General features: G+C 36.0%; 9 protein-coding genes. 4 read left to right on the top strand and 5 right to left on the bottom strand.

Translation table 11 applies throughout. From position 1 onward, the window contains the following. Positions 1-229: 229 nt before the first annotated feature. The 5 genes from BN997_RS03230 to nagA all read right to left on the bottom strand — a co-directional run bounded on the left by BN997_RS03230 (position 230) and on the right by nagA (position 8,151). A complete protein-coding gene (locus BN997_RS03230; protein WP_084612823.1) occupies positions 230-1,561 on the bottom strand; it encodes a UDP-glucose dehydrogenase family protein in 1,332 nt (443 codons plus the stop codon). 1,307 nt (positions 1,562-2,868) lie between these two features. Beyond that, positions 2,869-3,900 (bottom strand): YheC/YheD family protein, encoded by a 1,032-nt coding sequence (locus BN997_RS03225; protein WP_042529637.1) that lies wholly within the window; start codon positions 3,898-3,900, stop codon positions 2,869-2,871. Positions 3,901-4,445: 545 nt separating this feature from the next. After that, positions 4,446-5,459: a YheC/YheD family protein gene (locus tag BN997_RS03220; protein WP_042529635.1), complete on the bottom strand. Its 1,014-nt coding sequence runs from the start codon at positions 5,457-5,459 to the stop codon at positions 4,446-4,448. A gap of 653 nt (positions 5,460-6,112) precedes the next feature. Continuing rightward, a complete protein-coding gene (locus tag BN997_RS23415; RefSeq protein WP_244882326.1) occupies positions 6,113-6,235 on the bottom strand; it encodes a transposase in 123 nt (40 codons plus the stop codon). Positions 6,236-6,960: 725 nt separating this feature from the next. Then, positions 6,961-8,151: an N-acetylglucosamine-6-phosphate deacetylase gene (nagA, locus tag BN997_RS03215; protein ID WP_042529633.1), complete on the bottom strand. Its 1,191-nt coding sequence runs from the start codon at positions 8,149-8,151 to the stop codon at positions 6,961-6,963. 756 nt (positions 8,152-8,907) lie between these two features. On the opposite strand from nagA, the gene BN997_RS03210 reads away from it, so the two are divergent. The 4 genes from BN997_RS03210 (at position 8,908) to BN997_RS03195 (ending at position 13,337) form a co-directional block, all read left to right on the top strand. After that, positions 8,908-10,020, top strand: coding sequence for a C40 family peptidase (locus BN997_RS03210; protein ID WP_042529631.1), 1,113 nt, complete (start codon positions 8,908-8,910; stop codon positions 10,018-10,020). A 197-nt stretch (positions 10,021-10,217) separates the two neighbouring features. Then, positions 10,218-11,249 carry a YheC/YheD family protein gene (locus BN997_RS03205; protein ID WP_042529629.1) on the top strand — a complete coding sequence of 344 codons (1,032 nt, stop codon included), beginning with the start codon at positions 10,218-10,220 and terminating at the stop codon, positions 11,247-11,249. 259 nt (positions 11,250-11,508) lie between these two features. Beyond that, positions 11,509-11,901: a glycerol-3-phosphate cytidylyltransferase gene (gene tagD / locus BN997_RS03200; RefSeq protein WP_042535699.1), complete on the top strand. Its 393-nt coding sequence runs from the start codon at positions 11,509-11,511 to the stop codon at positions 11,899-11,901. 212 nt (positions 11,902-12,113) lie between these two features. Further along, positions 12,114-13,337, top strand: a complete 1,224-nt coding sequence (locus BN997_RS03195; protein ID WP_084612821.1) for an LCP family protein — start codon at positions 12,114-12,116, stop codon at positions 13,335-13,337. The last annotated feature ends 79 nt before the right edge of the window (positions 13,338-13,416 follow it).

The raw sequence follows: 13,416 nt of genomic DNA, 5'->3' as shown, positions 1-13,416 counted from the left end.
CTTTTAATTCAGTAAGTTTAATGTTTGTTCTACTTACTACATAAACAATGAATGTAAAATGAGAGATCAACATATACACATATTATAAGTATAGAAACGACCCTTGATATTCCTCATTCTAAATATCAAGGGCCCTCCTACTTATCAACTCTTCAATTCATAATAATATCTATATGCCCAACCGTAAACTGCTGCTAATAAATATGCTAGTTAAATCAAAATGCACTAATTAATTTATATTCTTAACCGGTCTGCCAATAGAATGATACTCCACTCCATTATCAGCCATTTCCTGAACATTATAAATATTTCTACCATCAAACACCAATGGAGTCTGCATTAAATCTTTATACTGATTTGGGGTAACAGCTTTAATCTCTCCCCACTCTGTGAAGATGAGACATGCAGCTGCTCCTTTTAAAGCATCTTCCGGACTATCCACGTAAGTGATATTCCCCTGCCCATGACTTCCTTCTGAATAAAACTGTTTAAAGTTATCGACCCCGATTGGATCATATGCATAGATATCTGCCCCTTGTTCTAAAAGCAATGGGACATTTGCAAGTGACGGAGCTTCACGAAGGTCATCTGTACCTGGTTTAAATGTTAAACCCAGTACTGCTACCTTGATACCTTCAAACGTTTCTAACCGCTGCTTCGCTTTATCATACAATTTCAATTTTTGTTCAGAATTTATCTTAATCGTTGCTTGCATTGTCCTCAAGTCATATCCATATTGTCTTGCAAGATACTCTAAAGCACTAGTGTCTTTCGGGAAACAAGATCCCCCATAACCAATACCAGCATTTAAGAACTTGCTGCCAATACGGTCATCATAACTCATTCCTTCAGCAACATCTTGAATATCTGCACCAACCAATTCACATAGGTTTGCAATATCATTCATGTAAGAGATTTTTAAAGCAAGAAAGTCATTAGAAGCATATTTAATCATCTCAGCAGAACGACGATTGACAGATACAATTGGCAGGTTAAACGGTGTATAAATCTCTGTTAAAAGATTCTCTGCCCATTCACTCTCCGTACCGATAACGATGCGAGCTGCCTCTAATGTATCTTTTACGGCAGATCCTTGTGCAAGGAATTCAGGGTTAGATGCCACTTCGACTCTAACATCATTAACAAGTGACTTATTAATAAGCTCCTCAATTTTATCATTCGTGCCAATTGGTACCGTTGATTTAATTACAGCTAAACAATCTTTTGCAACAGACTCAGCAATTTGTATTGCCACTGTTTCTACATATTGCAAGTTCGCTGACCCATCTTCTTTTTCCGGTGTACCAACACCAATAAATACAGCATCCGCTTCTTTATACGCAGATGGATAATCAGTGGTAAAATGCAATCGGCCAGCTTCAATGTTCCTACGCATCAATCCTTCCAGTCCTACTTCATAGATTGGAGAGATTCCTTCTCGCATCATTTTTACTTTTTGTTCATCTATATCAACGCATATTACGTTATGTCCGTTTTCTGCCATACACACGCCGGTTACGAGACCGACGTAACCGGTGCCGGCTACTGCTATGTTTTTCAAGAAGTTCCCTCCTATAAAATCACTTTATGTTTTTCTACCATATGGTAGGTTATTTTGTTGGAGTATGTTTAATGTTTATAGGAATAGCAATATATTCACCAAACTTAACTATCGCTCATCCTCTCATTACTAAATAAAAGGAATACAAGGTTTATTATTATCAAATTTTAATGCTCTCATTCAGTTACAACTTATGGTGAACATAATCCGACAAATTAGATTAAAAAAAGAAAAATCCAAACCATCTGTCATATTGGTAAAGTATTCACACAAATACCAACAAAAGGATGATATGGATACTTTACTATTATATCATAATGAATAATGGAAATGAAATGCCTTTTGTTATTTATTATCAAGAAGAAATTCCATTTAGCTATCTAAACGCAAGAGTATTCCATCACATTCAGTTAATCAATCAGGGAGTTCATTGTCCCGATCGTTTTTTGGATCACCAAAGTACATGAATATCATCGTAAACAGGTTATTGCCAGTTCTCACAATGGTACTCCTATTATTGATTATTTCCATCACCATCGTTTTTTATGTGAAACTTACCATCATACGTTTATGTAGCCTTTGCCTTGGCTGGAACGATATCAATGCATTCCCAAGATCGGTTACAAAGCATTTCTGCACGCCACTGCCGATCGTACTTTTATAGCTGTTAGGGAAGTCATTCATCGCAGCGGTCAAAATGAACGAATTCATGCGTTGGAGAACTATTCGGAGCACCCCGGTCTTGCTGAGCATTCTAAGCTGTCGTTAATTGAAATAGACAAGGTTAGTTTGGCGAAAGGAAAAGACAAATATCGTCTTGTCATATAGACTCTCTCTGTTCCATGGCGTCCACAATTGTTTCTGGTGCATGAAAGCCAGCTCAAAAATGAAGTCATGAAGATCCTTCGGGAATTAGCTCAGCCCGAACATGTCATGGCGGCTGCCATTGATATGTGGTAAGATTATAAAATTGCTGTTCAAACCTCCCAAAGCGCTATTGTGGTAATCAATGCATTCCATGTTATCCAAGCAGCATTTACCAAGGATTGGGACGAAGTTCGGAAAGTCGTTTAAACCGATGAGCAAGCAACAACGTAATGACCTGAAACGAGATAAAGACCTGTTCACCGGAGCCTTTGACGATTTAACAAAATAAGAACAGAAACGGCTGGGTCAATGGGAGAGATATCTCCTGAATTGGCCCAAGTCATGCACATTCATCAGCAACTTTGCGCCTTGTATCGTTTTAATGATTTGGAATAAGCACTAGAACTTCTGGTTGAATAGGAAAAGAAAATCCTTGAATTTTAAACAATTTCCTTTGGAATAAGCTCGACATTTGCTTTCAATAAATAAGTATAATAATCCGTACGCAATTTAGCTACTTCCTCTTGTAGTAAAGAAGTGTCTGGAGCACTGTTTGCTTCAAAAAGAAAGAGTCTTTTACTATCGTCTATTCCAATATCTAGGCCAAGTGTTACCAACTTCTGCTTTCGTACTGTTTCTATTTTTTTGGCCATATTTAATGCAAAGGAATTTATATGATCATTAATTGATTGTGCATCTTTTTCGAATTTTAGTTTAAAAAACATACCGGTATCCAGCATGCTGCTATTTTGTCCAATATTGGAAGCAACCTGCTGACCTATTCCGACTCTAATATATTTTTTTGCAATTACCCATTTTCCTTCTTTATTTTTCTCCAAATGGGCACGACAGTCAAAGGGATCCCCAAAATGTGTTCTGGAAGGAATGTATTTTTGAACAATAAATTTATCTTTTGAAATGATATTTTGAAAATATGAAAAAGTTTCCTGTAAATTCATTTTTTGGCTAGTTTTATTGTAACCGATAATGAACTCATCTTTATTTACTTGTGATATTTTATATATTTTCTCCCCTAATTGACTATAGATAGGCTTGACAACAACTTCGCCATATTTTAATAAATAGCCTTTAATAACAGAGAATGTTTTACATCTGGATGTTGGAATGGCATACTGTTGTAAATGTTCATCTTGCTCCATTACTTTCTGTACCTTCTCTTTTGAGATTTTATTTCTCCCACCTTCAGTTAAGTATGCGCGATCTTGTAAATAGGCTATTTTTTGTTTGGATTTTAAACAGAATGCAGAAACATCAATAATTTCTGGGATAGGCATCTCTGTATCTTCCCATGTATCTCCCTTTAAAACCAACCCGGAGGCTATATGGTCATCTTCGTTGATATCGCTTGGGTTCATATACAGAATCTCGATTCCTTTAGATTGTGCTTCGATGGATATTTCTTTTGCCAGATCTGTTGGTTCTTTGAAAGGTTGCAGTAGTCCTACTAACATGGAATCAATTCTCCTCCTAATCATTCGTTATCCTAGTTATCTAGATATAATTCTACCACAATAGAAATTAATTTGAAGTATAAATTTTTTTAAAAAATGATAGTGACGCATTTGTCAAGTTTTAAGATGTACCATTTTTACTATTTACTATCAAAAAATAAAGGCTTTTTTCGTGAAAATATATATTTCTCCAATATTTCAATCGGGAAAGAACGCATCAAATGTTTTCTGAAAATCCGGCCCCGAAAAGGAAATACGTATCTTGTTGTCCACAAAAAGCGTTTGGTGATTTTCATTATCAACGTGTGGATAAGAGAGTCTAGGATACCAGACTTCCTTAGGGAAATAAATTTCATACCTGTTCTAAATTCTTGTCTCAATTGAGATTTGTAGCATCACAATTAGCTTTGTCATATTTTCATACAGAGATTGTATCAAATTGCAGTCGTAAAAGCAGCACGCTTTACAATTACTCTATAACGAAATGCACTAAGCAATTTGCACTGAGGAAGAGAAAGAAGTCGTTTTGTCCTTCCTCTTTTAGTTTAATTATCTTTAATTGTTTTTAATAAATATCGGTAATAATCTGTTCTTAACATAGCTATTTCACCAAGTAAATTTGTCGTTACAGGAGCATCATTTGCTTCAAATATAAATATATCATCATTATGATCTATCCCTAAATCTATACTTAAAGTAGCTAGTTTTGTTTTTCTAAGTAATTCTATTTTTGCTGCTAATTGAAGTCCATATTCTTTCATTTGCTCTAGTTTTATTTCTGCTTCACTGCCGTATTTTAATTTCATAAATATATCTGTATCAATAATTCCTCCCCCTTGTCTCCAATTTGTTGTAGTTTTTTGATTGAGACCAATGCGAATCTGGTTACTAATAATTCGCCAATTTCCATATCCAGTCTTTTCGAAATGAATTCGCAAATCGAAGGAATTTTTCTCTGGCGTTACTGAATCTATGTATTTTTGTATAATATAATTTTTTTTGAGAATTTCGTTTTTACAAAATGTGGCGAGCTCTTCATAAGAGACTTCTATTGAAGTGTTGTAATAGTCTAAAATATACTTCATCGGGCTAATTTTTGTAATTTTATATACACCTTCTGCTTGTTTACTGTGTATAGGTCGTAAAACAATATCGTCGTATTCATTAAGAAATTCTTCAATTTCCGAGAAGGAAGAACAGTTCTTTGTGGGTATAGTAAATTTTTGATAGTTTGAGTCTGCCTTCAATTGTTCTTGCAATGATAGTTTTGATAAACGATTTTTTCCATTTTCAGTTAGATGAGCTCGCTTTCTCAAGTGTCTGATAACTTCCCTATGTTTTAAACAATTAGAATTCACATCAATGATTTTAGGTATTTTTGCTTTTACGAGCTTCCATTCACCGTCCTTATAAAGCAATCCTCTAATCCTGCTTCTCCTTACGTCAACATCTTTAGGGGTGAAATATAATATATCTACTCTTTTAGTTTGTGCAACTGAAGCAATTAAACCTGCTAATTGTTGAGGTTGTTTAAAGTTACGTAAGTACCCAATTCTCATAATTTACTATGCCTCCAAATTCATTGTTACTTAAAAATTAAAGTCTACTATACTACACTATTTTAATTTATACATGATAAATTTCAATGAGTTATATTCTTCATTCATTTTAAACTATCTCTTATCAAAACATGTAAAAAGTATTGGTTTTATTCAAGTTACTATAGAAATACCAATTAGAATTTATTAGGCGATTTGTTTTGAATTTTTTAATGTGCAGTAATACATGATAGAAATTAGAATAAAAAAGTAGTTTATCTATAAAGGGGAACAGGAAACAAAGTATAAAACAATTAAACGACCTACCCTGCTAAAGCATGTTGATCTGAACATAAATATCGATGACTAATGTCGTTACTAAGACTGAACTTAACCTTCTATTCGAAATGTTTTTTCTTCGTTATTATAGTTTCTAACCGTTCCCTCATTTACTTTACCTACTGACGCCAAAAAATGCTGCCCCCAGCATCTCTTTTTTTATCTCTGGAAACTAATTTTGAAGTAATCAACAAAGTCTTTCTTTTAGGTACTGCATGATTTTACTTGGTACTAGATTAGTAAAACATTTTAGAAGTAAATATGAATATTATTCCCCCCAAAATTCCTTGCAAGATGGTTATTCCTCTTCCTTCACACCTTTGTCTTATTAATACCTATGTTCTTACTGCGATTTCTCCACGTAATACTTTATATCGATACTTGGTTACCAAAATAACGTGATATTTTATATCATATACGGTGCGGCTATTCTTTTTATATCCGTCCTTACTTTTCATCTCATCTCTTAGTATGAGCAGCTAAAGATAAGCCTAAAAGCCAACACCATCTATAGATAATGGAGTTAGACCACGTATTTGGAAATTAAATCACAATCGAACTGAGCATTTGCTTTAAGATCAACAATCAGCTTTTTTGTACAGTACGTCAATTGAATGGAGTTGACAGGTCCATAAAGAGCTATTAATTATGCTTTATTAATGTTACTATTTGCTATAATCTTTGGGTTCTTCATTAAAAGCCTTTCTAGTAAGGAGTAAACTTCGCGCGTGCATATTTCAAGTCTAGGGAGAATACATATCTTTATTCCCAAATGGTTTGTCGCTTTATGAAGATATTTTTATTGTAGCGTTAAATACATCTGCATTTACACAGGTAATTAAATTTATTTTTCCGCGTTTATTGATAATATACCTTTCACAGCCAACTGCAAACAGGGTCACTGTTTACCTGTATATATTGCTTTTCTTTTATATTGCACCATATAAAAGAAAAATATGAGCAGAATATCTAAAGAAAACACTAATTATCTGAATGTTAAATAAACTAACAATTGAGTCAGGGAGGTAAGGAATAGAATCGAAAAAAGTAAAGGTATTTTGACTTAAAATACCTTCACTAAAAATAAAAATAGTTATTGACCAAATGATTTAAAACTAACATTCATTCACTCTTTCTTTATAGCAGACATGGATATTACTATTTAATAGTATAGAAAACTGCTTCACTTTCCATCCTGATAAACGACTTCCCCTTTACAAACCGTGTAAGCAATATCCATCTGCTCATCTAACAAAACAAAATCTGCATCCTTTCCAACCTCAACACTGCCTTTTCGATCAAAAATCCCAACTTGTTTTGCCGGGTTAACTGCATTCATCTTCACAATATCCTGTAATGTTACCCCATCTAGCTTCAGCATCATCTTCACTGCATCAATCATTTTCAAAATACTGCCAGCCAATGAACCATTATCCAGGGTAGCCTCTCCATTTTTCACAAAAACAGGCTGTCCGCCAAGCTCATATTCTCCTTCATCTAATCCTTTTGCCCGCATCGCGTCTGTAATCATAATAATACGATCAGACCCGACATTATCAAAAATAAGCTGCAGCATCTCTGGCACAACATGAATACCGTCTGAAATCAACTCTGCGCGTAAATCTTCCAACTGAAAGGAAGCTCCAACCGCTCCAATATCCCGATGATGTATGCCATTCATTGCATTACATAGATGCGTCAGCTGTCTAACACCTAATTTCGTTGCATCCTTTATTTGCTGGAAGGAAGCATCAGTATGACCTGCAGATACATTCACGCCAGATTGATTTAGTGTTTCTATAAATTTCCCTGTTTTATCATGCTCAGGAGCCATGGTAATTGTCCGAATTTGTCCGTTTGCATCGTCCTGCCAGGCTAGAAATTTAGCTAAATCAGGCTCTGTAATATATTGCTTCGGCTGTGCTCCTGCTTTGGAAACTTCTACAAAAGGACCTTCTAAATGAACACCGACTAAATCTGCTCCCGATTTTTGTCCGCCAGCTGTCCATGCAGCAACATTCTTTAAAGCATTAGAGATTTCTTCCTCTGATTGGGTAATGGTCGTAGCGAGATAGCTGGTCGTTCCTTCTGATGGCAGTTTATCCGCAAGTGTCTGTAAGGTTTCTGGTGTTGCATCCATGATATCAACGCCATAGCCACCATGAATGTGCCCATCAATAAACCCCGGCAGCAATTTTAATTTATGCTCTGCATCGATGACTTTCCCGGAAAAGGATAGATTAGTTGCTTGTTCTTGTGTCAGAATCTGTGTTATTTTTCCGTTCTCTGATATAACCGATGCATTTTTTATAACTTCTTCCGGCAGATAAGCTTCTTGAATGTTTTTTATAAGCAATGTTGATTGTTCCACCATCTATTCCTCCAATTAATCATTTATCTATTTCTTCTATTATAACGCTATCTCTTTAATAAATGTATATTTTGTTGTTATTTCCCGGGAAATGATATGATTTATCGAAATAAATTCAATGGAAAGTTACAAGTAAACGTCTGTTCAATGTTCATTAACATTATTTGCCAAGAATGATTATGTAATTAATTACTTTTTCTATATCAATATGACTATTTCTGTTATTATTAACAATACTTTCAACACGGTTATATACCTGAGATTTAAATGAAAGTGTTATCAAAACAGTTCTATCGACCTTATTTTTTAAAACATTACAAACATGTTACATTTCTCTATAAAACCTACCATTATTATCTATAAAACGATATAATTCTATAAAGATGTATTTATTGGATTATTTTTCATAGACAGATGTGCTAGATTACATACTTGTACTATGCCGTAATGGAATAAACTAGTAATACTTCTTTAAAACTAACAAACTACATTCTATCAATCACAATAAACAAACATCTGGAAGTAAAATACATCTTGTTCGTTTATGGAATATGGGATTTGTACTTATACCGGGATTGTTGCGTACATCGTTTATGGATTTATTTCTTCATTAATATAACGTACGGACAAAGCTAATAGAAAGTATACCTGTCACACACAGTTATTTTCTTGATGCACTCCTCCTTGGTCTCCTTACAAATCATATTCAAACACATCTATAAAACCCCAAACATTAAAATCTAAGGAGGAAACGCACACATGGCTAACAAAAAAATCATCTTCTCTGTTACTGCATCTGCAGCAATTGCATCTGCCTTTGTAGCAACAGACAGTGCCGACGCAGCATCTTACAAAGTAAAAAGCGGCGACAACCTATGGAAAATCGCCCAAAGTCAAGGAACTACCGTGTCCAAATTAAAATCTATCAATAACCTTTCTTCGGATATTATTTTCCCGAATCAGGTTTTACAAACAACTGGGTCTTCCAGTTCGAATTCTAGCTCTGGTTCTTCTTCTAGTTCCAGCTCGAATTCCAGTTCAAGCAATTCCAGCGGAAGTACATATACAGTGAAATCTGGTGATACTTTAAGCGGTATTGCCTCTCGACATGGTATTTCTTTAAATAACTTAATGAAGTGGAATAATCTATCTACGACATTAATCTACCCTGGAAATAAATTAACTGTCAGCAACAGCGGTTCCAGCAGTTCAAGCTCTAGTAATTCTAGCAGCTCTAGTTCCAATTCAAGTTCTGGATCAAGCTCTTCCAGCACCTATAAAGTGAAATCTGGCGACAGCCTTTCTAAAATCGCAAGCCAGCATGGAACGACTGTATCTAAATTAAAATCACTCAATAACTTGTCATCTGATTTGATTATTGCCGGCCAGACATTAAAAGTAAATGGTTCCAGCAGCTCTAGTTCCAGCTCATCTAACAGCAGCAGCTCAAATAGCAGCTCTGGATCATCCAACAGCTCTTCCAGCAGCTCATCATCCAGTGCAGGTTATAATGTAGATACCCTTATCTCTGTTGGAAAAAGCCAGCAGGGTGACCCTTATGTATGGGGAGGAAGTTCTCCTGGCGGGTTTGATTGCAGTGGGTTCATCTATTACGCTTATAATCAGGCAGGTAAAAATATCCCTCGTACCAGTGTTGCAGGCTATTATGATAGAGCACAGACGATTAGCAATCCGCAAGTAGGAGATTTAGTATTCTTCTCTGGAACGTATAAATCTGGTCCATCTCATATGGGTATCTATGTTGGAAATAATCAGTTCCTTCATGCAGGTTCATCTACTGGTGTTACCATCACATCATTGGATAACCCTTACTGGAGCTCTCATTTCGACAGCTTTAAACGTTTTTATTAAAATACGAGCATTATTGAAAAATCTGTACCCGCCTGTTCCAGTCGAACAGCAGGTACAGATTTTTATTTTGCCTCCCGCTTGACAAACCGGTCATGTTCATGTCTTTTCAAAAAATGGTACTTCATAACACAATAGATTATGGTAAAATTAAAAATAAATAATTAGAAATACGAATAATTAGGAGGAGAATTGATTCCATGTTAGTAGGACTAATGCAACCTTTCAAAGAACCAACCGATCTGGCAAAAGAGATATCCATCGAAGCACAATCCAAAGGAATCGAGATTCTGTATATGAACCCAAGCGATATCAACGAAGATGACCATATGACCTCCGGGATGGTTTTAAAGGAAGATACGTGGGAAAATGCCGAGATGTCTATTCCAAAGATTATTGATGTTTCTGCATTCTGCTTAAAATCCAAACAAAAAATAGCCTATTTACAAGATCGCGCCTACTTAACCGAGGATGGGAGAAATAAAATCTCCAAGGAAAGTGTCCAGGAAATGTTAACAAAGGATCCGCAGTTTCAAAAGTATGCCATTCCAACCTTGCGCTGTAAAAGCTTCTCTATCATTAAAGGCTTCTTAATAAAGTATGGAGAAGTCGTTGTGAAGCCTGTCTACAGTCAATCCGGAGAAAACATTTATAAAATCGTACAGGCAGATAAAGATTCCTTCCTGGTCAGTCACCAGGAATCCACTACGAACATGACATTGAAAGAAGCCTTTGCGTTCTTTCAATCTATTATTTCCAAACGTAAATGTATTGTCCAGCCATACATACCTTCCAGAACGGAACAAGGTGAGCCCTTTAATTGCCGTGTTCATTTAGAAAAAAATAAAGAAGGTAAGTGGGTCATTGTGAAAAAATATATCCGCGTTGGTACGGAAAAACAAGTTTCTCCCAACAATCAAGAAAGCGGCGTCACCTTTGATGCAGGTATGTTTTTAACATTAAAATTTACTGAGGATGCCTCTGCAGTGGATGAGCATCTGGATTCGTTTGCCTTAAACGTTGCAAAAAAGATAGAAAAAACACGAAAAAAAGAATTAGCTACACTTGGTCTGGATATTGGAATCGATAAGGACCAGAACCTTGTGCTCTTTGAATCTATCAGTGCCCCTGATTCTTCACTGCTTCATCAAGAAGTAGCACAATTACGAACAGACTATTATGTTTACTTAGCTGAACAAAATGCGAATAACTTTCCCAAGGAATTAGCTTAAGAAGCTCGGTTCTCTATATGTTTTTTAATGATGTATCCCGCCAGGAATGTCACAGCGACATTCCTGGCAATCCTATATCCATTTCAGCTATCTGTACGTTCAGCTTACCTTATGCCATGCAAGCTGCTTTTTGCACAGAACTTCATTATCTAAATTCCCTTTTTTTATAGCGAAAAAACATATTTTTTGTCCTCAGATTTATTCCTGGTTCTATTCTTATGTTACTATTACGTTAATACGGTTTTAGGAGGTGGAAATGATACGTACTATTCTCACTTATGGAACGTTTGATTTACTGCATGTAGGCCATGTGAATTTATTAAAGCGTGCAAAAGAAATGGGTGATTATCTTATTGTAGGATTATCCACCGATGATTTTAATATACTCAAGCATAAGCAGTCTTTTTATTCCTATGAAGATCGGAAAATCATTCTTGAATCTGTTCGTTATGTCGATAAGGTTATCCCTGAAATCTCCTGGGAGCAAAAGAGAGAAGATATTTTGACCTATCACGTCGATACGTTTGTTATGGGGAATGATTGGAAGGGAAAATTCGATGCTCTGCGCTCTTTTTGTGAAGTCGTCTACCTCCCCCGGACAGATGGAATCTCTTCTACGTTGATTAAGGATAATTTAAGAGACGACAGCTAAAAATAGACACTCTGTCCTATAGATAAAGCTGGCGCCGTTTAAGCGTGTCTCTGCTGTACTTATGCGATGGATAAATTGTTTGATTTTTCCTGTTACATCATCATGAATATGTAATGCAATTGTAAATTTACTAATAGTTCATTCCATAGTAAAATTAAATGGGCTTTATCAAGAAATCCGTCGATATTTCTTGTAAAAAAAGGAGATTTGTAATGGTAAAACAAAAGAATATGCGAGGCCGCCGGGTTACGCGAAAAAAGCGTAAACTCCGTAAAGGTGTCTTAATTACCTTAATTATCATAGGCTTGGCTTTAATTAGTGTTGTCGGTTACGGAAGTTATTTATATGTTAAAGCAAATAATGCAGTCTCTGATTCTTATGAAGATGACGGTCGTGAAGGTTCGGATTTACGGGATTTTGAAGTGGACCCGAATATCGACAATGTGTCTGTCCTTATTATTGGAGTCGACGAAAACGAACATCGAAATAATGCAGAAACCTCTCGCTCCGATACATTGATGTTAGCAACGTTTAACAGAGATGAAGGCAGCGTTAAATTAGTTAGTATCCCGCGTGATTCGTATGTATACGTTCCAGAAGTAGGCCGGGAGGAAAAAATTACTCATGCTCATGCCTATGGCGGACCAAAAGCAACGATTGAAACGGTTGAAAATTTAATGGACATTCCTGTGGACTATTATGTCCGTGTTAATTTCCACGCCTTTGTTGACGTGGTAGATGCTATTGGCGGCATCGATGTTGATGTGCCTTATGAATTTAAAGAATCTGATTCCATGGATAAAGGCGATGCAATCCATCTGCTTCCTGGGGAACAATCCGTTGATGGGGAAGAAGCATTAGCATTCGCCCGGACCCGTAAACTGGATAATGATATTGAACGCGGAAAAAGGCAAATGGAAGTTGTCAATGCTGTAGCAGATAAAGCAGCATCACTCAGCTCTGTGTTTCAATTTGATGACTTGATTGCCGCTGTCGGCAACAACATGAATACGAACATGACGTTTAATGAAATGATGACTTTTATAAAGTACGCTACCGGCGGTCTTGATATTGAAGATATGACCTTAGAAGGCAGCGATTATCAGCCAGGTTCTACGTATTATTGGCTGCTTGACGAGCCGGCATTAGAAGAAACGAAAAGACTGCTTCAAGATCACTTAGAAATCTCCAGTTCCTCTGCGGAGGAATCAGGAGAAACTTATGAGGATTCTAATTCGGAGGAACCGACCGAAGAAAGAACGTACGAAGAGGAAGGCTCCTATGAAGAACAAGGTGATCCTTATCAGGAGGAAGAACCTTATCAAGAAGAGCAGCCTGGTGAAACCTACAAAGAAGAGCCATATCAAGAGGAACAGGATCCTTATCAGGAAGAAGTACCTCAAGAAGAAACGGACGAATATGGAAATCCTTTATAAACACGAAACTCTTTCCCAATTTTATTGGGAAAGAGTTTTTTGCTTATCAGAGAACTAAAATAGATGTTTATACATTAAT

Source organism: Oceanobacillus oncorhynchi (assembly GCF_000821065.1).
Lineage (GTDB): Bacteria > Bacillota > Bacilli > Bacillales > Amphibacillaceae > Oceanobacillus > Oceanobacillus oncorhynchi.
The sequence above is the reverse complement of the archived record's forward strand: the minus strand, read 5'-3'. Positions and strand labels throughout refer to the sequence as shown.